At 58.0% G+C, this 23,126-nt stretch carries 21 protein-coding genes; 9 read left to right on the top strand and 12 right to left on the bottom strand.

Annotated features, from left to right (window positions below; genetic code table 11):
• Positions 1-39 precede the first annotated feature (39 nt).
• Positions 40-678 (top strand): phosphoribosyltransferase, encoded by a 639-nt coding sequence (locus C814_RS12350; RefSeq protein WP_016315644.1) that lies wholly within the window; start codon positions 40-42, stop codon positions 676-678.
• A gap of 66 nt (positions 679-744) precedes the next feature.
• On the opposite strand, the gene C814_RS12345 is transcribed toward C814_RS12350, so the two are convergent.
• The 12 genes from C814_RS12345 to C814_RS12290 all read right to left on the bottom strand — a co-directional run bounded on the left by C814_RS12345 (position 745) and on the right by C814_RS12290 (position 13,345).
• Entirely contained in the window at positions 745-1,335 is a 591-nt protein-coding gene (locus C814_RS12345) for a hypothetical protein (protein ID WP_016315643.1), read from the bottom strand.
• A 126-nt stretch (positions 1,336-1,461) separates the two neighbouring features.
• Positions 1,462-2,070, bottom strand: coding sequence for an ABC-2 transporter permease (locus C814_RS12340; RefSeq protein WP_016315642.1), 609 nt, complete (start codon positions 2,068-2,070; stop codon positions 1,462-1,464).
• Between the two features lie 22 nt (positions 2,071-2,092).
• Positions 2,093-2,722 carry an ABC-2 transporter permease gene (locus C814_RS12335; RefSeq protein ID WP_016315641.1) on the bottom strand — a complete coding sequence of 210 codons (630 nt, stop codon included), beginning with the start codon at positions 2,720-2,722 and terminating at the stop codon, positions 2,093-2,095.
• Between the two features lie 2 nt (positions 2,723-2,724).
• Positions 2,725-3,594, bottom strand: coding sequence for an ABC transporter ATP-binding protein (locus tag C814_RS12330; RefSeq protein WP_016315640.1), 870 nt, complete (start codon positions 3,592-3,594; stop codon positions 2,725-2,727).
• Positions 3,595-3,597: 3 nt separating this feature from the next.
• A complete protein-coding gene (locus tag C814_RS12325; RefSeq protein ID WP_016315639.1) occupies positions 3,598-3,972 on the bottom strand; it encodes a GntR family transcriptional regulator in 375 nt (124 codons plus the stop codon).
• 142 nt (positions 3,973-4,114) lie between these two features.
• Positions 4,115-4,321: a hypothetical protein gene (locus tag C814_RS12320; protein WP_016315638.1), complete on the bottom strand. Its 207-nt coding sequence runs from the start codon at positions 4,319-4,321 to the stop codon at positions 4,115-4,117.
• 10 nt (positions 4,322-4,331) lie between these two features.
• A complete protein-coding gene (locus tag C814_RS12315; protein WP_016315637.1) occupies positions 4,332-4,739 on the bottom strand; it encodes a PaaI family thioesterase in 408 nt (135 codons plus the stop codon).
• Positions 4,740-5,203: 464 nt separating this feature from the next.
• Positions 5,204-8,407: a carbamoyl-phosphate synthase large subunit gene (gene carB, locus C814_RS12310; RefSeq protein ID WP_016315636.1), complete on the bottom strand. Its 3,204-nt coding sequence runs from the start codon at positions 8,405-8,407 to the stop codon at positions 5,204-5,206.
• 1 nt (position 8,408) lies between these two features.
• Entirely contained in the window at positions 8,409-9,527 is a 1,119-nt protein-coding gene (locus tag C814_RS12305; protein WP_016315635.1) for a carbamoyl phosphate synthase small subunit, read from the bottom strand.
• Positions 9,528-9,739: 212 nt separating this feature from the next.
• Positions 9,740-10,681 (bottom strand): orotidine-5'-phosphate decarboxylase, encoded by a 942-nt coding sequence (pyrF, locus tag C814_RS12300; protein WP_016315634.1) that lies wholly within the window; start codon positions 10,679-10,681, stop codon positions 9,740-9,742.
• 15 nt (positions 10,682-10,696) lie between these two features.
• Positions 10,697-11,983 carry a dihydroorotase gene (locus C814_RS12295; protein ID WP_016315633.1) on the bottom strand — a complete coding sequence of 429 codons (1,287 nt, stop codon included), beginning with the start codon at positions 11,981-11,983 and terminating at the stop codon, positions 10,697-10,699.
• A gap of 450 nt (positions 11,984-12,433) precedes the next feature.
• A complete protein-coding gene (locus tag C814_RS12290; RefSeq protein ID WP_016315632.1) occupies positions 12,434-13,345 on the bottom strand; it encodes a YitT family protein in 912 nt (303 codons plus the stop codon).
• A gap of 546 nt (positions 13,346-13,891) precedes the next feature.
• Between C814_RS12290 and C814_RS12285 the strand changes: the two genes are divergently transcribed.
• The 8 genes from C814_RS12285 to C814_RS12250 all read left to right on the top strand — a co-directional run bounded on the left by C814_RS12285 (position 13,892) and on the right by C814_RS12250 (position 23,121).
• The gene (locus tag C814_RS12285; RefSeq protein WP_016315631.1) at positions 13,892-14,380 is read left to right on the top strand and encodes a GNAT family N-acetyltransferase; all 489 of its coding nucleotides are present in this window, start codon (positions 13,892-13,894) and stop codon (positions 14,378-14,380) included.
• Between the two features lie 15 nt (positions 14,381-14,395).
• Positions 14,396-15,880 (top strand): sodium:solute symporter family protein, encoded by a 1,485-nt coding sequence (locus tag C814_RS12280; protein WP_016315630.1) that lies wholly within the window; start codon positions 14,396-14,398, stop codon positions 15,878-15,880.
• Complete coding sequence (locus tag C814_RS12275; RefSeq protein WP_022788370.1) at positions 15,852-17,495, top strand: sensor histidine kinase; 1,644 nt, start codon at positions 15,852-15,854, stop codon at positions 17,493-17,495. Before C814_RS12280 ends, C814_RS12275 begins: the two co-directional genes overlap by 29 nt.
• Complete coding sequence (locus tag C814_RS12270; RefSeq protein ID WP_016315628.1) at positions 17,492-18,838, top strand: sigma-54-dependent transcriptional regulator; 1,347 nt, start codon at positions 17,492-17,494, stop codon at positions 18,836-18,838. Before C814_RS12275 ends, C814_RS12270 begins: the two co-directional genes overlap by 4 nt.
• Positions 18,839-19,231: 393 nt before the next feature.
• Complete coding sequence (locus C814_RS12265; RefSeq protein ID WP_016315627.1) at positions 19,232-19,999, top strand: LamB/YcsF family protein; 768 nt, start codon at positions 19,232-19,234, stop codon at positions 19,997-19,999.
• 40 nt (positions 20,000-20,039) lie between these two features.
• Complete coding sequence (locus C814_RS12260) at positions 20,040-21,281, top strand: NRAMP family divalent metal transporter (RefSeq protein ID WP_016315626.1); 1,242 nt, start codon at positions 20,040-20,042, stop codon at positions 21,279-21,281.
• 89 nt (positions 21,282-21,370) lie between these two features.
• Positions 21,371-22,108, top strand: a complete 738-nt coding sequence (gene pxpB, locus C814_RS12255; protein ID WP_016315625.1) for a 5-oxoprolinase subunit PxpB — start codon at positions 21,371-21,373, stop codon at positions 22,106-22,108.
• Positions 22,105-23,121 carry a 5-oxoprolinase subunit C family protein gene (locus C814_RS12250; RefSeq protein ID WP_016315624.1) on the top strand — a complete coding sequence of 339 codons (1,017 nt, stop codon included), beginning with the start codon at positions 22,105-22,107 and terminating at the stop codon, positions 23,119-23,121. The genes pxpB and C814_RS12250 overlap by 4 nt, the downstream gene beginning before the upstream one ends.
• The last annotated feature ends 5 nt before the right edge of the window (positions 23,122-23,126 follow it).

Genomic DNA, 23,126 nt, shown 5'->3' with positions numbered 1-23,126 from the left:
GGAAGTGATGAATGATAACGACAGGATGGAGGTTTTCACATGGAGAACGCGATTAGAATCAAATCCAGGCTCAACTCCGCGCTGGAGATCAATGCGATTCCCGGCCATTTTGCAACCAGCCATTCCCACATCAACTATTATGTTGGCATCTCGAAGATGAAGCACGAACATATGATGGCGCGTGAAGCTGGGATTACGCTGGCGAATAACTACGCCTATGTCCATTCGATTGATACCATTGTCTGCATGGATGGCAGCGAGGTGATCGGCGGGTTTCTTGCGCAAAAACTTTCCAAAAACGATATGCTCAACTATAACCGTCAGAAAAACATCTATGTCATCACCCCCGAGATCAACAATAATGGGCAGCTGATCTTCCGCGACAACCTCGAACCGATGGTACGCGGTAAGGACATCCTGCTGCTGATCGCTTCGATCACAACCGGACGGACCGCCAAACATGCGCTCCAGTGCATCAAATATTATGGCGGGGTCGCGCAGGGGATCGCCGCTGTGTTCAGCACTGTTGATGAGATCAACGGCCTGAAGGTGGCGCATCTGTTCTCTACCTCGGACATCCCCAACTACGAGACCTACTCCGCAAAGGACTGCCCCCACTGCGCCGGGAACGAAAAGCTGGACGGGCTTGCCAACAGCTTTGGCATCTCCCGCATGTAGCATCTGAGCCAGAAAAAGGCGTGCCGGACGGCACGCCTTTTTTTCGACTGATTATGAATACAGGTTCTAAATTACATTATGGGAAAGGATCTCAAATTCCAGGGGATCATCCAGCTTCACGCATTCCGCCACCAAATCCAGACCCATATAATCCTTTTCTCTGCCTCCCTCGTCACCTGTGAGGCGAAGGTGGAGGAAAATCTGATAATACCTGATAATTTCCGGACTGTCCATGGGGAGCCATTCCTCTACCCACTCTTTTCCGTTGTGGTACTTATGCCGCAGATTCCCCTCCTTGACCTGGTAGGGCTGATGCTTTTTATCCCGATACACATAGCCGTAGGACGCATCCCCTACATAGTAATTCCCTGTGAGGTATCGGATATCAGGGAAAGAGTCTACCTCAGACATGAGATCATCGCTTTTTGGGTCCAAATAGTTCCGTAGGATGATCCCCTCCGCCAAGGACAGCATCTCATCCCAGCGGGAAGCCAAGGCTTGGTACTCCTCCTGGGTGATACCGTCATCCAACTGGATGCGGGGCTTCCTCTTGTCCTCCCAGGAGATATAGACGTTTCCGGTGTTTTCCTTCTCAAAGATGATCTGATGGGGACGAACGCCAATCTTCTGACGCCGAAAATGCTTCAAAAATTCCATGGTGAAGTGATCCCCTTCTTTTGGCAACCTATTTTACCCGCTGCGGCGGGAATCCAGCATCTCTGCCCCTGAAACCCGCGATCCTCTGAAAAAATCAGACAAAAACTTTGGACACGAAACAGACTTTTACTCATAAAACTGCTTTTCAATGTAAAACCACCATGCGATGACGCCGGAAACCGACAGGAGTACCATCCCCGCGGGGAACATCCACCCTCTCCCGAGCCGGACGGGCTCCTCTGCAAAGATCAGCTGGGAAAGTACCGTGGCATATAACCCAACCTGGCAGAGGGCATACGGTATCCGGCCATGCACCGGGCCATGGTAGAGAAGGAATGGCAGGAGCACACTGGCATAGACTGCGCCGACGAAAAACAGGTAGGGCACGTTCCCGAACTCCAGCGTCACCCCTGGGAAAAAGCTGTATTTCTGCGCCAGAAAACTGCCCAGGCCCAGCAACAGTGTGACTTCCATCAGCCTGCCCGCTGTCAAAAGGTATTGGGCGGCGACGATCTGCGCCCGGCTGACTGGCAGGGTATGGAGCCACCGGTTGTCCCCGCCCTCCCCGCTGCAGCCGATCTGGCTGACCATCCCGGTCAGGAACAATGCAATGAAAATCCATCCGACGACCTTCCGGTTCCACATTGCCGACAGCAGCAGGGCCATCTTCAAAATGGCGTTCCACCACACATATCTGTGGCGTTCCATCAGGATAAGGCTCCAAATTCCTCCCATATGCACCTTTCCCCCTCTCTTGTCAGCTCGTGAACTGCCTGCGGCGGTAGAGCGGCACTGCAACCGCGTAGGAGAACAGCAGGACCGCCAGCCCGGAGGGGATCAGCCAGATGCCGCCGGCCTGCGCGATATGGTTCATCCACTGGTTATCGAGGTAGGAGATCGCACCCATCCCTGCAAACGAGAGAAGATAGATGGTCATTACGAGGTAACGAGCCCTGATTGAGCCGAGCCATAACAGACAGGGCATCACAACCCCCACAAACATCGCGCCGCCGAAAAAGAGTGACAGGACAACACCAAAAGAGATCTGGTAGTTTTCCGGGATCTCAATCAGGCAGTTTACCAGCCCTCCGGAAAGCCCGATCAGCAGCGGCAGTACAACCAATTCCGCCAGCGAAACCAGATATTTCGCCTGCACCACCTGTACCCGCTCGACCGGGAGCATCCCAATATGATACTCCCCTTTGCTCTGTTCGTCGTAGGCAGTGGGGGTATAGGTGAGCAGATAGAGCAGGATGAAAAAGAAAAATCCTGCGCTTTGTATCGCGAACGCACTGAAAACCATCAGTGCAAGATAACCAAACAAAGCCTTTCGGATGCAGAGGAGCTTATACCCCTCCATCCGCACCAGATTCTTGACATTCTCCATCTTCAGTGCCCCCTTTCCGCCTGTGTATAGCCGAGGAAGATATCCTCGACTGTTGGTTTTTCGTAGACCGCCTCGTCCCCCAGCAGGCTGAACACCTCATCCGGACACCCGGTCAGGCCGGTGAACCCAAATTCCGACCGCCGCAGATTCACAAACAGCGGTTCGGTTTCGGGCGTCAGCAGATGCAGCGGGCCTTTGACCACCCGGTTTCCCTCGCAGATACGGTCCTTTTCCCCCGCAATCAGCAGACGCCCATGGTGCAGGAACTGCACATAGTCGGCAATCTTGTCAAGATCGGATGTGATGTGGGTCGAAAAAAAGACGCTGACCCCCTCCCTTTGCAGCTCCTCCGTGAGGATATCCAAAATCTCCTGCCGCGCCAATGGATCAAGGTTCGCGGTCGGTTCATCCATCAGCAGCAGCTTCGGGTGGTGGGAAAGCGCTATGCAAATCGAAAACTGCTTCTGTTTTCCGGTCGAGAGATCCTTGTATTTCTTTTTCCCGTCGAGCGAAAACCGGTCACAGAACCTCCGGTAGAGGGCCTCGTCCCAGTTTGGATAGAACGGCGCGTGCATCCGCTTGAGGGTTTCCAGCGTGGCATGGGCGAGATACCCCGGCGTGCTTCCCACATATCCGATCTGCGCGCGGACCTGCGGCCCTTGCAGATGCGCATCCAGCCCCAGAATCCGGATCGTCCCTTCGTCCGGGTAAAGCATATCCATCATCAGTTTCAGGGTAGTGGTTTTGCCCGCACCGTTCTCCCCGATGAACCCGGTGATATACCCCTCCGGAACCCGCATCTCCGGCAGGTCCAGACAGAAGCCTCCCTTTTCAAACCGCTTTTTCAGCCCGCTGATCTCTATGACATACATCTGTTACGCCTCCCTGTACAATTCCTCTATGATCTGCTGGAACTCCTCCAGACCCAACCCAATGGCTTTCGCAGCGCCGACCGCCTCTGCGAGTTTTTCCTCAATCTGGCTCATTGCCACCTCGCGCAAACGGTCGAGATTCGCCAGCGAGACAAATGTCCCTTTCCCCTGTGTGGTCTGGACGAATCCATCCCGTTCCAGATCATCATAGGCGCGCTTGGCGGTGATGATGCTCACCCGCAGTTCCCGCGCCAGATACCGGATCGAAGGCAGCGCCTCCCCCGGCGCCAGTTCGCCCGAAAGGATCGCACGCTTGATCTGTTCCTCAACCTGCTCGTAAAGTGGCTGCGGCGATGTGTTGGAAATGATGATATTCAACCTGCCACCCCCGTGTGTTCTAACTGTATCTATATTATATACACAGTTAGAACATATGTCAAGTGTTTTTACAAAAAAAGAGTGCCGTTTTGGAATTGTCCCAAAACGGCACCCCGAACAGCAACAGACACAAACCCTCCTCTCAGTCGGGCACAGCCTGCCGTTTTTCTTCTATTAGACGGTTCGCAATCTCAAATGCTTTGATCCTTCTTCTGGTCAGCGTGACCTGTGACCGATATCTCTCCGCATGTTCTTTTGATTCCAGCGTTTTGACTGTCTCCCGCAGCTTGTGCAGTATCGAGTCAATCTGCCGCTTGGCCTCCCTCAAATCGTCTTCTGTAAACTCCACTCCGCCCCTCCTATGCCTGAAAAACCTTCCGTGCACCGGTCATTGCGACCTTTGCAACCACTGTACCGAGATCGTCACAAACCTCCACATCATAGAACGCGACGCTCTTTCCCTCCCGGATACGTCTGGCCTCGGCGGTCAGGACACTCCCCTTTGAGAACCCAATAAACCGGATCTCACTGGTGAGCGAGACGGTGGAAACGCGTTCCTCGGTATTGGCCGCAACCCCAAATGCAAAATCCGCGAGGGTGAACACCGCCCCGCCCATGACGTTCCCAGCGGCATTTTTGTGAATCTTCCCCAGCGGCATGGTACATTTTGCGTATCCCGGCTCCACCTCGTCGATCACGATGCCCGCTGCCTCTGTCGCAAAATAGTCCTCTTTGAAAATCCTGCGGGCATTTTCCAGATAGTCCATCCCGTCACTCCTTTCTGTATCTTAAACCAAACATTTCGCCTATCTCCGCTCCAAAACCCTGTCTGCTGTCAAAAAGTTTTACTCAATTTTTTTGCGCCGGTTGGCCTGTGCACACCCCTGCGGGCTGTCTTGCGGGTTAGGGGTCAGCGACCCCTCCCCGCAGGCCCCTCCCCGGCAGATTGGGAGCGCTTTTTTACCCGATCATTGTTTAAAAGTCTCGTCCACCTTTTCAAAGGTGGCGGGGTCGAGGGGCAGAGCCCCCGCCGCGCTCCGCACTGCGAGCCGCAGCGAAGCGTTTCGAGCGCAACCCGCCGAAGGCGGGCTCTTAGCGCGAGATGAGCGCGGAACGCCTTATCCTGTGAAGCGCATTTTTCGGGTGAATTGCCGCTCAAAAAGCGGCAAGAGGGGGCTTTTTGCAAGTGAAAAAGCCCCCTGACGCACCCCCGGATTTTCTGCCCAAGCCGTTAAATCTTTGTCACATCTACCAGTTCCACATCGTCGATCGTCTTCTGCATCTTGAGGCAGTTCGCGAGCGCGTTCGCGGTGTCAAGGGAGGTCAGGCAGGGGATCGAAAGCTCGACCGCCTTGCGCCGGATCTGCACCGAATGGCGCGCCGGAATCCGCCCTTTTGACGAGGTGGAGATGATATAGTCGAGCTTGCCGCTCTCGATCAGGTCCATGATATTGGGATGGTCGCCGTCCATCTTGCGCACCGTGTTGGCCGCGATCATGTGACGGTTGAGCACCGACGCACAACCCGGTGTTGCATAGAGGTGGTACCCGAGCTTCTCGAACTTCTCCGCAATCTCAAGCACCTCGATCTGGTCGCTGTCCTTGACGGTAAGCAGCAGGTTGCCCTCATCCTTATGGTTGAGCTTGTAGCCCGCCGCAGTCAACCCCTTGAGCAGCGCTTCTTCGAAATTATGCGCAATACCGAGCACTTCGCCAGTCGACTTCATCTCAGGCCCGAGCATGGTGTCAACATCGTGCAGCTTCTCAAAGCTGAACACCGGCACCTTGACCGCCACATATTCCGCCTCGGGGTACAGCCCGGAGCCGTAGCCCATATCGCGCAGCCTGTGTCCCAGCATGACCCGTGTTGCAATGTCTACCATCGGCACGCCGGTGACCTTGCTGATATAGGGCACCGTACGGGAGGAACGGGGATTGACCTCAATGACATAGACGTCCCCATTATAAACCACATACTGGATATTTACCAGCCCGACCACCTTGAGCGCCCTGGCCAGCCGCCCAGTGTAGGCAATCAGGGTAGCTTTGATCTTCTGGGAAAGGGTCTGCGCTGGATAGACCGAGATCGAGTCACCCGAGTGGACGCCCGCCCGCTCGATATGCTCCATGATGCCGGGGATCAGGTAGTCCTCCCCGTCGCAGATCGCGTCCACCTCGATCTCCTTGCCCATCATATATTTGTCGATCAAAACCGGGTTCTCAATCAGGTGTGAGGTGATGATCGCCATATATTCGCGTACATCCGCGTCAGAGTAGGCGATAATCATATTCTGCCCGCCCAGCACATAGGATGGCCGGAGCAGCACCGGATACCCCAGATCGTTTGCAGCCGCTACCGCCTCATCCGAGGTCATGACCGTATGCCCCTTCGGACGTGGGATGCCGCACTGTTCAAGTACCTCGTCGAACCGCTCGCGGTCCTCGGCAGCGTCGATGCTGTCCGCACAGGTCCCCAGGATGTTCTCCCCGCGCTCCATCAGATGCTTGGTCAGCTTGATTGCGGTCTGCCCGCCAAACTGCACCACAACCCCCCACGGTTTTTCGGTCTCAAGCAGGTTGTCGATGTCCTCGGGGGTTAGCGGGTCAAAATAGAGCCGGTCGGAGGTGTCGAAATCGGTGGAGACGGTCTCAGGGTTGTTGTTGGCGATAATCGCTTCATACCCCTCCTCCTTGAGCGCCCAGACACAGTGCACCGAGCAGTAATCGAACTCGATCCCCTGCCCGATCCGGATCGGGCCGGAGCCAATGACCAGCACCTTCTTTTTGCCGGACGGATGGTTCTCCAGAAACTCCGCCGCTTCGTTTTCCCGGTCGTAGGTCGAGTAGAAATAGGGGGTCTCGGCCGAAAATTCAGCGGCGCAGGTGTCCACCATCTTATAGGAGGCGTGCCGCTTCCACGCGTCCGGGATCTCCTGCCCGGAAATCCGATTGATCGTCCGGTCGAGGAACCCGTACTTTTTCGCGGTCTCATATTTCCTTTGGGTCAGCGCGCCATCCGCGAGATACCGTTCCAGGTCCACCAGGTTGCGCAGCTTGCAGGTGAACCACCGGTCAATCTTGGTAATTTCAAAAATCTGATCGGGGGTAACCCCGCGTTTCAGCGCCTCGTAGACCACAAAAATCCGTTCGTCGTCGCAGTTGTGGAGCAGCGCAAGGATCTCTTCGTCCGATTTGTCCGCCAGCTTTCCATAATCGAGGGTATCCAACCCCAGCTCGATGCTGCGGACAGCTTTCATCATCGCCTGCTCGAACGAACTGCCGATCGACATGATCTCGCCGGTCGCTTTCATCTGGGTTCCGAGGGTGCGTTTTCCGTAGACAAACTTGTCAAACGGCCATTTGGGGAACTTGACAACAATATAGTCAATCGTCGGCTCAAAGCAGGCATAGGTCTTGCCGGTGACCGCATTGACGATCTCGTCAAGGGTGTAGCCGATCGCAATCTTAGCAGCGACCTTGGCGATCGGGTATCCGGTGGCCTTGGAGGCCAGCGCGGACGACCGCGAGACACGCGGGTTGACCTCGATCACCGCATACTCGAAGCTGTCCGGGCGCAGGGCAAACTGGCAGTTGCAGCCGCCCTCAACCCCAAGTGCCTGTACAATATTGATTGCGGCGGTGCGCAGCATCTGGTACTCCTTGTCCGCGAGGGTGACCGCAGGCGCAACAACGATGCTGTCGCCGGTGTGGACGCCGACCGGGTCGAGGTTTTCCATCGAGCAGACGGTGATGATGTTGCCTTTGCGGTCGCGGATGACCTCGAATTCGATCTCCTTCCAGCCGGAGATGCATTTTTCAATCAGTACCTGGGTGATCGGCGAGAGCCGCAGGCCGTTGCGGGCAATCTCCCGCAGCTCCTGTTCGTCGGATGCGATGCCGCCGCCGCTCCCGCCGAGGGTAAACGCCGGGCGGACGATCACCGGATAGTGGATTTCCTCCGCAAAGGAGACTGCGTCCTCGACCGTCTCCACCACCTTGGAGGGGATACAGGGCTGGCCGATCGACTCCATTGTGTCCTTGAACATCTGGCGGTCCTCCGCCTTGTCGATCGTTTCAGGGTCTGCGCCGAGCAGCTTGACCCCGTTTTCCGCGAGGAACCCCTCCTTGGCAAGCTGCATCGAAAGAGTCAGGCCGGTCTGCCCGCCGAGCGTCGAGAGGACGCTGTCCGGCTTCTCGTGTTTGATGATCCGTTTGACCACATCAAGGGTCAGCGGCTCGATGTAGATTTTATCCGCCATCGCCTTGTCGGTCATGATGGTGGCAGGGTTGGAGTTGATTAAGATGACCTCCAGCCCTTCTTCGCGCAATGCGCGGCAGGCTTGTGTGCCCGCGTAGTCAAATTCAGCGGCCTGTCCAATCACAATCGGGCCTGAGCCGATGACAAGTACCCGTTTTACATCAGAGCGCAGCGGCATTTCAGCCCACCTCCTTCGCGGATTTTGCAGCTTTCATCAGGTCCACAAACCGGTCAAACAGCACGCCTGTGTCCTCCGGGCCGGAATGCGCCTCTGGGTGGAACTGCACAGTGAAGATCGAACCATCCCCATACTGTACCCCTTCGCAGCTCTTATCGTTCGCATTGATGTGGCTCACCTTTCCGACCGATGCGGGCAGCGTCTCCCCCAGCACCTCATAACCGTGGTTCTGGCTGGTGACATAGGTCAGCCCGGTTGCAAGGTCGATCACCGGCTGGTTGCCGCCCCGGTGCCCATACTTGAGCTTGGCAGTTTTTGCGCCCTGCGCGAGTGCCATCAGCTGGTGCCCCAGGCAGATGCCGAAGATCGGGATACCCAGCCGGGCGATCTCCCGGAGGTTTTCGATCGCTTCGGTATTTTCGGAAGGGTCGCCCGGGCCGTTGGAAAGCATAATCCCATCAAAGCCGCCCTCCCGTAGCTGGTCCGCGGCGACTGTCGCGGGCAGGACGGTGACATTGCACCCACGCAGCAGCAGCGACCGCCGGATATTGCGCTTGTAGCCGTAGTCGATCAGCGCAACCTCATACTGCGGGTTCTCACAGGTATATTTTTTCGGCTGGACGGCTGTGACCGTCCTGACCGCATCCCGGATGGCAAAAGCGCCGATCCGCTCGAGCGCTGCCTCCCGGTCGGTGATTTCCTCGGTGGTAATCATCCCGTTCATCACCCCGTGTTCCCGGATCTTGCGGGTCAGAGCGCGGGTGTCGATGTCATAGAGACCGATGATATCGTGTTTTTTGAGGAATGCGTCGATTGTCCCCTCACAGCGGAAGTTGCTGGGGCATTCGCACCACTCCCGGACGACATATCCTTTGACGTATGACCGGTCGGACTCCTGGTCCTCCTCATTGACCCCGTAGTTACCGACCAAAGGGAAGGTCTGGGTGACGATCTGCCCGCAGTAGCTTGGATCGGTCAGCGCCTCCTGATAGCCGGTCATGCCGGTTGTGAACACCACTTCACCGATCGTGGTGCCCTGCGCGCCAAACGACAGCCCTTCAAAGACTGTCCCGTCTGCGAGCAGGAGCGTCGCTTTCTGTTCGTTCTGTAAAATCTGCATAGGTATCCTCCATTTCCAAACAAACCCTGTCACATCTTTGCAGGGGGCTTTTTCTCTTGCAAAAAGCCCCCTCATCTGCCCCGACGGACCCCGTCAGGGCAGATTCACCCCAAAAAAGCGCTTCCCAGGACAAAACGTTCCGCCGTGTGCGCGCGGCGGCGGGGGCTCTGCCCCTCGGCCCCGCAATTTTTCGAGAAAAATTGAGTAAAGCTTTAGATACCCGCGGGGGAATGGATCGGCGGGATTGCCGAAGTGATGTCATCCCGCATCCGGATTGCCTCCGCACGCGCGGCCTGCGCAAAGTCCCTGCCGTCCCCGCCAGTTTTTTTCCAAGCAGTCAGCACCGCGCGGGAGGAATTCACAATCCCGCCCAGGCCGTTCTGGTCAAACGCGCCCGCTACATCCTTGGCGCCGCCTCCCTGTGCGCCGTATCCCGGCACCAGAAAGAAGGTATGCGGCAGACGGGCGCGCAGCTCGGAAAGCTGCGCCGGATAGGTTGCGCCGACTACGGCTCCAACCTTAGAATAGTCGTACCGGCCGATCTTGCCTGCACCCCACCGCTCGCACATATCGCCCATCGCGGCATAAACCGTCTCGTTTTCTCCGAGTTTCCGGTCCTGAAGCTCACCCGAGGAAGGATTGGAGGTCTTGACCAGCACAAAAATCCCCTTGTCTGGGTTGTCCCCTATCACCTCCAGCAGCGGTTTAATCCCATCGGTGCCGAGATACCCATTGACCGTCAGCGCATCCCCGCCGAACGGGACACACCTCTCCCCCTCAATCTCGATTTCCCCGAGGTGGGCGGCGGCGTACGCCTGCATGGTCGAACCGATGTCGTTTCGCTTGCCGTCGGTGATGACATACATCCCTTTTTCCTGTGCATACGAGATCGTCTCGGCGAGGCACTTCACCCCTTCCCATCCGAGCAGCTCATAATAGGCACACTGGGGCTTGACTGCCGGGACCACATCGCAGATCGCGTCGATGATCGCTTTATTATAGGTGAGATAGGCGTGTGCGGCGCCGCGCAGCGTTTTTCCATATTCCGCAAATGCTTCTGCCTTTACCTGTGCGGGGATATAGTCCAGTGTGGGGTCCAGTCCCACGACGGTCGGGTTGTTCCGCTCGATGATCCTGCGTATCAGCTTTTCCAAATCTCTTCCTCCATCTCAATCGTCGTCCTGCTGCCGGTAGGTGAACCGCCCGCCCAGCAGGGTGTATTTGACCCTGCCGGTGACCTCCATCCGGTCAAAGCAGGTATTTTCGGATTTTCCATGCAGCCTGGTCCGGTCGACCGTCCATCGCTCCTCCGGGTCGAACAGCACCAGATCGGCGGGCGCACCGGCTTGCAGAGTCCCCGCCTTGATCCCGAGCAGCCGGGCGGGGGAAAGGCTCATCATCTCGATCAGCCGCACCAGCGGGATAATGCCCGGGCGAACCAGATGGGTCAGGCAGAGGGCAAGCGAAGTTTCCAGGCCGATGACCCCGTTTGGAGCGGTCTCAAACACCGCCTTTTCTTCTTTCGCGTGGGGGGCATGGTCGGTCGCGATACAGTCGATCGTCCCGTCCGCGATCCCCTCGAGGATAGCCAGCCGGTCGGATTCCTCCCGCAGCGGAGGGTTCATCCGGAAGTTGGCGTCCCGGGAGAGCAGCTTCTGATCGGTCAGCGTGAAATAGTGGGGACCGGTTTCGCAGGTCACCTGCGCACCCCGGCGCTTGGCGTCCCGGATGAGCGCCACCGACCCGCTGGTCGATACATGGGCAATATGCACCCTTGTCCCGGAGGATTCCGCGAGCGCCACGACTGCGGCGGTGTTGCAGTCCTCGGAGGCGCGGTCGATCCCTTTGACCCCAAGCTGTGCGCTGACCCGCCCCTTGTGCATGATCCCGCCGTCCACGATCTCAAGGTCTTCCGCGTGGCTGATGACGCACAGGCCCTGTTCCTGCGCCTCCCGCAGCGTTTCCAGCATCAGGCGGTTGTTCGGCACCGGGCGCCCGTCATCGCTGACCGCCACCGCGCCCGCTTCCCGCAACGCGGCGAGATTGGTGCGCTGTTCCCCGCGCAGCCCGCAGGTAATCGCCGCCACCGGACAGACCCGCGCTTTTGCCGCTTTTGCCCGCCCGAGAATCTCCGCGACCACCTCGGGGCTGTCGCAGGCGGGTTTGGTGTTGGGCATGCAGGCCACCGCGGTGAAGCCGCCCGCGGCCGCAGCCGCGCAGCCGGTCAAAATATCTTCCTTATGGGTGAAGCCGGGGTCACGCAGATGTACGTGCATATCCACCAGCCCGGGGGCAAGGCAAAGGCCCGTCGCATCGAGCGTTTCGCAGTCCCCGGAATGGGCAGGAACCGTCCCGGCCGCGGCGATTACGCCGTTCTCAACCAGAAGGTCCCCCATCTGGTCGGTCCCGCTGGACGGATCAATCAACCGCGCCTGTTTGATCCACAGCCTGTTCATCGTTTCCTCCTTTTTCAGTCAGACACAAAAATACCCACCCATCAAAGAAATGGGCAGGCGTTTCATCAAGGGTGAAAAACAGAATAGAAAACCAGACCCGCTTGAATACAAAACTGATTCATCCGTCTGCCGGGCATACCTGACTTCCCCTTCCTCTTTTTCGGTTTGGATAATTATACAATATTTTTTCCGGTTTGTCTATCCGGCAAAATCCTCTTTTTTCGTGGATTTCGATGTGTTTTTTTATCCAAAATCCCAGTAATCCGATAAAAAACACCCCTGCCTTCTGTTTCCATAGCGCCGAAGATGTATTTTTATACGAATATTGCACTGTTTATGCACTCAATTTGTAAAACATTTCCTTTTCGGGAGCCTGTTTCGCATCTTTTGCAGGGAGCTTTTTCCTGAATAAGAAACACCCTGCAAGGAAGGCCGCAGGCATCTCCGGCTCTACGCTTGCGACCCGCCGGGCGGTTCCTCCGGCTCCAAAAGCGGGGCGCGGTTCTCCTTGGAGAGGGTGAACCCCCGTCCTTTTACCTCGCTGACCCGGTTGATGACCATAAACGCATTCGGGTCGATCGAGAGGATCAGCTCGTTGAGCCGGGGCAGTTCCCGGTTGGAAACCACCGTCAGAACCACCGGCCGGCAGGTGCGCAGATAGCCGGTCTCCGCATGGATGAGGGTGGACCCGCGGTCGAGGGTCTGGATGATCTCCCGGTTGATCTGCTCATACTGCTCGCTGACCACCTTGACCTGTGTGCGCGCCTGCCCAAACAGCAGCACCTTGTCCAGTACGGTGGTGTAGATCAGCACCATCAGCAGGCCGTATAACACCTGTTCCTGATCGGCGAACCGCATCTGGAACAACAGGATCAGGAAATCAAACCCATACATCGAAAGGGAAACCGGGATGCCCAGTTTTTTCCTGAGTACGAGCGGCGGGATGTCCATACCTCCGGTGGAAGCCCCCGCCTTGATGACGATACCGATGCCCAGCCCGATCATCAGGCCGCCATAGACAGCGGCGAGCATCCGGTCGGAGGTAAGCGCCTCGAGCTGAGGAAGCCGCTCGAGCACCCCGAGGATGAGCGGATAAGAAACCGTACTGAGCAGGGTCGTCAGCGCAAACTGCCTGCCCAGCACTGCCAGCCCCACCAGGAACATCAGCAGGTTGAAGGCCGAGACAAACAGAGTTACCGGCACCCCGGCGCCGTGGTAAAAGACCAGCGCCAGACCGGTGCTTCCACCGGTGACCAGTCCGGTGGGGAGGATAAATGCGGTCACCGCCAGCGCATAGACCGCATTCCCAAGCAAGATCAACGGCACCGTCCGGAGCCATTGCAGATGTTTTTCCGGCATCATTTTCACACACTTCCTTTTTTACTTTCAAATATAGATTGTGCTAATGCGGTAAAGGGGGAAACAAAAAGCGGACGTCAATCGACGTCCGCTTTTTTCGATTCAGATGTTTTATTTCTCCCTCGCATTAGACCGCTCCATTCTCAGGATTTGTTTCGTCCCCTATGACGCGGAGGTTTTTTACCCCAATCACCACCTGGACATCCTTGCGCAGCCCAACCGGCACAAACCCCTTTTGCTGTCCGGTGGGGCACGTTTCCCCCTCAGGGATCAATCTGTTCCATGCCTAGCCGAACCCCTTTTGCGCACAGCCCATCCAAAGCGCTCCCATCTCTTTTTATAAACGGCACAGCCAAAAACGACGAAATGCTTTCAAGCATGTTCATACAAAACACGGAGGAAACAAATACCGGATGTTTTTTATCATATCAGATTCGCCGCAGGATGTAAACCCCCTCTCCTTGCCAACAACAGGGGCTCTGTGTTAAAATAATCCTGCCGGATGGGCTTTCCGCCCTCCCGCAATCCAAACCAACTGGAGGGACTTTTATGGACCTTTCGATCCGCAGGATATGCCCCGCTGACCTTGATACGGTTACGAAAATCGAGGCGGCCTGTTTCCCGCCCGCCGAAGCAGCCAAAAGGGAGACGATGGCCCGCCGGATCGCGGCCTTTCCGCACAGCTTCCTGATTGCCGAGCTGGAAGGGGCGCCCGCCGGCCTGATCAACGGATGCGTCACCAGCCAGCAGACGATCACCGACGACCTGTTCGCCGATGCCAGCCTGCACAATCCCGATGGTGCTTACCAGTCGGTATTCGGGCTGTGCGTGCTGCCCGAATACCAGCGCCGCGGGATTGCCGCCCAGCTGATGCGGGCATTCTGTGAGCTGGCACGCGCGGACGGACGCAAGGGAGTCATCCTGACCTGCAAGCAGCATCTGATCCCCTATTACGAGCAGTTCGGCTTCGAGAACCTTGGGGTCTCCCAGTCGGTGCATGGCGGCGCGGTCTGGTATGACCTGCTGCTCCGCTTTTGACAGGGGCCGGACATCATGAATAAGACCCTGCTTTACCTGCTCTATTTCTGCGCCTATTCGACCGTCCTGCTCCTGATCGGCAAAAGCAGCCTGCGGGACGGGAACACGGTCGGACAGTTTTTTCTCGGCGGACGCCACCTCAGCCTCTGGCGGTGCATGGCGACCTTCTCCGGGACCTGGGTTTCCGCTGCCAGCATCCTGAGCCTGACCGGAAGCGTCTACGAGAGCGGCTACAACGTCATGCTCTATTCGGTATTCCCCTGGTTTATCGGCGCATTTTTCCTCGTCGGGATCAGCGACCGTCTCTACGACAACGAAATTTTGACCATCCCCGAGCTTTTTTATAAGCGGTTTGGCTCCAAGGGGCTCCAGGTGGCCTATGCCGCAGTCTTTATCGCGGTGTACATCTTTTATCTGGTCATCCAGATCAAGGGGTTCGGGGTGGTCGCTTCCACCCTCTTCGACATCCCCTACGGCATCTCGATCCTGCTGGTCTATCTCTTCATCCTTTACACCACCTTTGGCGGTTACCGGTCGGTCACCCGCAGCGATGTCTTTAACCTGATCCTGCTCGCCATCAGCATCGCTGTGCTGTTTGTCACCATCACCTCGCGGGCGGGAGGCGTGCTCGAAATCCACCGTTCCGCTGCCGGCATTTCGGGGTTCGCCCACCCTGGGACCCCCTATCCGACCGAACCGGGCGGCCTGCTCCGCCCATTCGGGGAAGGGCTGTTCACCCCGCTGATGAACCTGAGCATGTTCTGCGGCTGGGGGCTGGGGCTCGCCGCAAATCCCCAGTACACCATCCGGATGCTCTCGGCACAGAACAAAAAAACGGCCCGGCGCACCGTCCTCTGTTCCCTGGGGTTTCTGGCGCTTGTCTATTTCTCGTTGATCCAGATCGGGCTGGGGATGCGGGTGCTGATCCCCACCCTGTCCACCGTCTCCAAAACCGACGAAATCATCACCTGGCTGATTAACAACCAGCTTTACAGCGCCTGGAGCGGTTTTTTCCTCTTCTCGATCATCGGGGCATGCGTCTCAACCGCCAACTCCCAGCTCCTTCTGATCGCCTCTTCGTTCGCCTACGATATTGCACCCGCAGTCAGCCGGCGGAACCTCTCCCGCGAATCCATCCTGCGGTTGAGCCGGCTCGGGATCTTCGCCGGGGGCACCCTCTCGATGCTGCTCGCGATCGACCCGCCCGACAGCGTGATCTCGTACGGAGGCGACATCTGGGGAGTGGTCGCCGCCACCCTTTTTCCCGCAATGTATGGCACCTTGCTCTTCAAAAAGGTCAACCGTACCGGGGTCTGGGCCAGCCTGCTTTCCGGGCTTGCTTCGATTCTGCTTTTTTACCCGCTCTATTATGCGGGCCTGCTCCGGTTCCATCCCTCGATGCCCTGCGTGGCGATTTCGACAGCGGCGCTCGCGGCGGGGAGCCTGTATGCGCGCGGAAAGGGGGCAGGGGATGAAATTCCGGCTGAACATCGAGCATAAAATTATGATCCCGTTTTTGACCATCGGCATCCTGACCATCCTCTGTTTCGGCACGATCATGACCTGGAACGGCTATGTCCAGAAGATGGAGCGGGAACGCGCTGCCGCCGCATCCAGTCTGCGCGCCCTCGAGCTGGACGCCGGGCTTTCCGGCAGCGGGACGCTCCTGCTACAGAAATACCGCCTGATCCAGAACGATTCCCTCTATCTCTTCGATGCGGATGGCGTTCTGCTGCTCGGCACACAGCCGCCCGACCCGGATGACATCCTGCTTGAAACCGGCCTCCCCGCGTTCGGCTGGCGCGCCTGCTATGCCCTAGACCGCACCGCCTTCTGGAACAGCCTGATCGAAGAACAGAAATATATGATCCTCGCAACCATCGCCCTGCTGATTGTCATTGTGCAGGTGAGCCTTTTCGTTTCCTATAATATCTCCGAACCGCTCCGGCAGCTCAGTGAAGCCTGTAGAGTGGTGGCGGTGGGCGAGCAGCCGGTCCGGCGTTCCCCGCAGGTGGATGAATATGCCGAACGCAGCGACGAGATCGGGCAGCTTGCCAATGCATTCCAGCGGATGCTGGCAGACATTGCAAGCCACACCGACGAAATCCTCCGGATGAAGCTGCTCAACGAGACGATCGTGGAAAGCCTGCCGCTTGGGATCGTTGCGTGCAGCCCTGAAAAGGAGATCATCTGCATCAACTCAAAGGCGGTCGAGATGCTCGATCAGACCGGATACCTCTGCGGCGGGCAAACCCTGCGGCAGATTGTAGATGGGATCATCGTCAGCCCCAAGGTTCTGCACGACCCGATCCGCCTGCAAAATGCCGACGGCCGGGCGGTTGACTATGAGATCGGGGTCTGGCGGCTGCGTACCGCCGACGAAGGGGAGGGCGGCACCCTCTGCACCCTCGACGAGATCACCTACAAAAAACGGATGGAGGAAAAGCTGACTGAAGGGGAAAAGCTGGCCTATACCGGCCAGCTCGCCGCGATGCTTGCGCATGAGATCCGCAACCCGCTGGCCGGCATCCGGGCCGGAATACAGGTCATCAGCCGGCGGCTCGAGAGCGACCGCGACCGGATGCTCAGTACCAGCATCCTCGGGGAGGTCGACCGGGTCAACCGGCTGATCGAGGACCTGCTCCACCTCTCCCGCAAACGGGAGAGCCAGAAGGTACTCATCAACCTGCCCGCCCTGTTCGACGAGCTGCTGCTCCTTTATGCCAAGATCGCCCAGAACAACCGCATCCGGATCACCGCCGGGGTGCAGGGGGACCCGCCGCTCTATGCCGACGAATCGGAAATCCGGCAGGTGCTTGTCAATCTCATCAACAACAGCATCAAATCGCTCCACAGCGGTGGGGAAATCGCGCTGGAAGCCCACAGGGAAGGGGATTCGACCGTCCTCACTGTCTCGGACACCGGGGATGGGATGGACGAAGCCACCCTGCGGGGCGTACATGCTTCGCTGGAGGAGGGGCGTACCGGCGGCGGGCTGGGGCTTTCGATCGTCTCCCGCCTGCTCGCCCAGAACAACGGCTCTTTCTCGATCGATACCGCTGCCGGGCAGGGCACCCGCATCACCATCATCTTCCACACGGGAGGGACATCATGAAATATAAGGTACTTGTGATCGACGACGAATTTCTGATCCGGGTTTCGCTCGAAAACGGGCTTTCCGACCTCGGCTATCTGGTGGAAACATCGGACAACATCCGGGACGGACTTGCCGCTGCCGAACGGTTCCGGCCCGACTTCGTCCTGCTTGACAACCGGCTGGGGGATGATCTCGGGATCGACTATATCGAGCCAATCAAGCGGATCGACGAGGACATCCAGATTGTGATGATGACCGCCTACGGCACCGTTTCACAGGCGGTGGCTGCGATCAAGAAAGGCGCGTTCGACTATGTGCAGAAGCCGTTTGACATCGACGCGATCGACCTTCAGATCCGCCGCAGCCTGGTCCAGCTCAAAAACCGCCGCAGCCTTGAACTGCTCAAGGGCGGCAAGCCGCGGGAGCTGGTCGGCGCCAGCCCCGCCATCCAGCTGATCCGCAAGCATGTCCTGCTGCTCGCCAAAAACGATAATGTGGATCTGCTGATCCGCGGGGAGACCGGCACCGGCAAAGAGGTGGTCGTCAACATGGTGCACTACTCGAGCGGCCGCAGGGATGATCCGCTGGTCAAGATCAACTGCAGCGCTATCCCCGAAACGCTGCTCGAAGCCGAGCTGTTCGGGTATGAGAAGGGCGCATTCACCGGCGCGCTCAAAACCAAAAAGGGCCTGTTCGAGCTGGCGAACGGCGGTACCATCTTTCTGGATGAGATCGGCGAGATGCCGCTGACCATGCAGGCCAAGCTGCTGACCTTTCTGGAGGACCGCAGCTTCAAGCGGGTGGGGGGCCTGACCGACATCGAAGTCAATGTGCGGGTGATCGCCGCTACCAACCGCGACCTTGAAAAGGAGATTGTGAACGGCCGGTTCCGTCAGGACCTGTTCTACCGGCTGGATGTGATGCAGGTGCAGATTCCGCCGCTGCGGGAGCGCCGGGAGGACATCCGGGTGCTGAGCGAATATTACTTAGAGTATTTTAATCGAAAATTCAACAGAAATATCACCTCGATCGACCCCGCCTTGATGGAGCAGATGAACCGCCACGACTGGAAAGGCAATGTCCGGGAACTGCGCAACGTGATGGAGCGGTGTGTCCTCTTCTGTGAAGGGAGCACCCTCACCGGTTCGATCCTGCGGGAAGGCGGGCCGCAGATCAGCCCCCCGGGCGCATTTCCGCTCAAAGACCTCTCGGAAGGCCCGGTCGACCTGCAAGCGGAGATCGACCGGTTTGAACGCACCTATATCGACAAGGCGCTCGCGCTCTGCGGGGGCAACCAGTCAAAAGCTGCCCAGCTTCTCGGCTGTACCCGGTTCACCCTCAAGCGCCGCCTGGAAGCCTGACGGTATCCGGCAGGTCAGGACTATTTCAAAGCGCTTGGACAGGGATTTCGGACAGGCCGTCCCATTTGCAGGATTTTTTCAAAACTATGCAAATCCGTTGGACTGCCCGCCTTTTTGCATCTATCCCTCTGGATAGGGATTCCCAGTTGGTGCAGAGATGCGCAGGTGTGCATGACCGCACAGCCAACATGTGCGATTCTGCACATCTTTTTGCTTTTTTTGCAGCAAATCCTTGTATTTCCTGCGCCGGAAAATGGTATAGAAAAATTTTATACGCCGCTTCTGGCGGGGGTTTCCGGATATTTCTGCTTTTGCTCCCGAAAACTGGCACTCAATTTGCTGTTTAATTTAACCAACAAACACAAATTCTTAATTTTTTAAGGAGGGTTTTTTATGTACAAAGTAGACCTCAACAGCGACCTTGGTGAGAGCTTTGGCGCCTATACCATTGGTATGGACTCCGAAATCCTCAAGTACGTGTCGTCGGCAAACGTGGCATGCGGCTTCCACGCTGGCGACCCGCTGGTCATGGGCAAGACGGTCGAACTGGCAAAAGCTGCGGGCACTGCTATCGGCGCGCATCCCGGGTTCCCGGACCTGGTTGGTTTCGGACGCCGCAACCTGGCAGCTTCCCCCGCCGAAGCAAAAGCAGATGTGAAATACCAGCTCGGCGCACTGCTCGCCTTCACCAAATCGGCCGACGTCCGCCTCCAGCATGTCAAGCCCCACGGCGCACTCTACAACATGGCTGCGGTTGACATGAAGCTCGCGCTCGCGATCTGCGAAGCGGTTGCAGAGGTGGACAGCAGCATCATCCTGCTCGGGCTGGCCAACAGCAAGATGCTCGAAGCGGGCCGCGAGGTTGGCCTGAAGGTTGCCAGCGAAGTATTCGCGGACCGCGCCTACCTCGAGGACGGCAACCTCGTCCCCAGACGTCAGGAAGGCGCTGTCATCCACGACAAAGACCTCGCAATCAAGCGGGTAATCGGCATGGTTACCCAGGGTAAGGTCGAGAGCATCACCGGCAAGGAGATCGAAATCAAGGCGGATTCGATCTGCGTGCATGGGGACAATCCGTCCGCGCTCGAATTTGTCAGCAATATCCGCACAGAGCTTCAGAAAAACGGCGTAGAGATCTGCAACCTTGACGCGATCGTCTGATCCGGACGGTCCCAACGATTGTAACTAGGAGGGTACATACATGAGCAAAGAGAACACTACCAATGCGGCTCCGGTGAAAAAGAGCGGCGGTGCGCTGTTCGGCGCAGCGTTCCTGATGGCGACTTCGGCGATCGGGCCGGGCTTCCTTACACAGACTTCCACCTTTACCTCGCAGTACCTATCGTCGTTCGCGACGGTTATCCTCTGTACCATCATCCTCGACATCATCGCCCAGGCCAACATCTGGTCGATCATCGGTGTTTCGGGGATGCGCGGGCAGGACATCGCCAATAAGGTGCTTCCCGGCCTCGGCTTTGTCGTGGCCTTCATGGTTGCGCTCGGCGGCCTCGCATTCAACATCGGAAATGTCGGCGGCGCGGCGCTCGGCTTCAATGCCCTGCTCGGTATCCCCGAGAAGGTTGGCTGTATCATTGCGGGCGTTATCGCAATCTGCATCTTCCTTTCCAAAAACGCCACCGGCGTGATGGATAAGGTCACCAAGGTGCTCGCCGGAATCATCCTGGTTTCGATCGCGATCGTCGCGGTTGCTTCCAAGCCCCCGGTCGGCGAGGTTGCCGCCAAAGTCTTTATGCCGGATAACCCGTCCACCCTGCTCTTCCCGATGATTACCCTGCTGGGCGGCTCGTGCGGCGGTTATATCGCATTCTCCGGCTCCCACCGCCTGATCGACGCGGGCATCAGCGGCCCGGAAAACATCCAGCATATCCGCAAGAGCGTGCTGACCGGTATCGGTGTTTCGGGCACCGTCCGCATCCTGCTCTTCCTCGCGGTTCTGGGCGTCTGCACCGCGGGTGGTGCTGCTGCCGCGGCACAGGTCGCGGGTGCGTCCAACCCTGCGGCCGAGGCGTTCCGTCTGGCGGCCGGTGAGATCGGCTACCGCCTGTTCGGCATCGCGCTGCTCTCCGCCGCGATCACCTCGGTCATCGGCGCAGCTTACACTTCGGTTTCGTTCCTCAAGACCCTGCATCCGTTCATTGCGCAGAACGAGAAGTGGTTTGTTATCGGCTTTATCGCTTTCTCGACCCTGATTATGGCGATCCTCGGCGGCGCTGCCAAGCTGCTGATCGTCGCAGGCTCGCTCAACGGCCTGATCCTGCCGATCACCCTCGGCGTCATGCTGCTTGCCAGCCGCAACAAGAAGATTGTCGGCGAAAGCTACAAGCACCCGACCTTCCTGATCGTCGCGGGCGTGGTCGTTGTCTGCCTGACCGGTTTTGTCGGGCTGAAGTCGGTCCCGAACCTGCTCAACCTGTTTAAATAAGACCCGGTGATCCCTGCTGCTGTGGCGCGCATCCGCGCGCCACAGTCCGCATATGGGAGAACCCATTCAGAATGGAGGACTGCCAACCTATGGATTCTGTAAAATTTCTGTTGACCGGCGACACCTCGGTTTCGGTGGAGTTCGGCAATGAGATCAGCACCGCCATCAACGCCAAAATCCGCGCGTTCAACATCGCGCTCCAGGGCAGCGGGATCAAGGGCATCGTCGAAACGGTGCCGAGCTACCGCGCGCTGATGGTCCATTACGACCCTGCGGTCATCCGCTATGAAAAGCTGGTCGAGCAGATGCAGGGGCTGATGGGCGATCTGGACAAGATCGAAATCCCCCCGAGCGACGTGCTCGAAATCCCGGTGCTCTATGGCGGCGAGGAAGGCCCGGACCTCGAATTTGTCGCCAAGCACAACAACAAGACCCCCGAAGAGGTCATCAAAATCCACTCCTCAACCGAATATCTCATCTACATGCTCGGGTTTACCCCCGGCTTCACCTATCTGGGCGGCATGAGCAAGGAGATCGCCACCCCGCGCCTGCAAAGCCCGCGGGTGAAAATCCCGGGAGGTTCGGTCGGTATCGCGGGCGAGCAGACCGGTGTTTATCCGATCGACTCCCCCGGCGGCTGGCAGCTCATCGGCCTGACCCCTGTGAAGATGTACGACCCCAACCGCGCAGTCCCTATCCTGCCCGAAGCGGGACAGTACATCAAATTCCGCCCGATCGACCGCAAGGAGTTCGAGCAGATTCAGAAGCAGGTTGAGGCGGGCGCCTACGAGTGCCGCCGCTATCCCAAAAAGGAGGAGCAGAAATGAGCATTCGTATTATAAACGGCGGGATGCTGACCACTGTACAGGATAACGGGCGTATCGGTTACCAGCAGTTTGGCGTGCCGGTCTCGGGAGCGATGGATCCGCAGGCCGCTGCGATCGCAAATATCCTCGTCGGCAACGAGGATAACGAGGCGGTGCTCGAAGTCACCATGCTCGGTCCGCGCATTGAGTTTCAGGAGGCCAACTGCATCGCAGTCACCGGCGGCGACCTCACCCCCCAGCTCGACGGGAAATCCTTCCCGATGAACCGCGCGGTTGCAGTCCAGAAGGGGCAGGTGCTCTCGTTTGCGGCTCCCCGTTCAGGCTGCCGCGCCTATATCGCATTTGCCGGCGGGCTGGAGATTCCACAGGTCATGGGCAGCCGCTCGACCTACCTCAAGGCGAAGATCGGCGGCTTGGAGGGGCGCAAGCTGGATAAAGAGGATATCATCGCCTTCCGCGCACCCACTGCCCAGCTCCCGAACATGGAAAAACGCGCGGTCGCAGATGCCGAGACGTTTACGAAAACCGACGTTACCCTGCGCGTCGTGCTTGGCCCGCAGGATGATGCATTCACCGAAGCCGGCATCAAGACGTTCCTTGGGGAAACCTACGCGGTAACGGTCCAGTCCGACCGGATGGGCTGCCGTCTGGACGGCCCGGTGATCGAGCATGTCAAGGACGGCAACATCATTTCGGACGGTATCTCGTTCGGCGCGATCCAGGTCCCATCCGAGGGCAAACCGATTATTATGGTTGCCGACCGGCAGACAGTGGGCGGCTACACCAAGATTGCGACGGTCATTTCAGCGGATTTCAGCAAGGCCGCACAGATCAAGGCGGGTGACAAAATCCGGTTTGTACAGGTTGGGATTACCGAAGCGCAGGACCTCTATCTCGACCGCAAAGCCTACCTGCGTGCACTGCGTGAAGCGCTCTCCCACACCTATGACCCGTCTGCCGGACCCGCAAAACAGCCGCCGCGCCCTCAAAAATATGCCTGCCTCCCCCGGTAAACGGG

The organism is Anaerotruncus sp. G3(2012) (genome assembly GCF_000403395.2).
Lineage (GTDB): Bacteria > Bacillota > Clostridia > Oscillospirales > Ruminococcaceae > Anaerotruncus.
The sequence above is the reverse complement of the archived record's forward strand: the minus strand, read 5'-3'. Positions and strand labels throughout refer to the sequence as shown.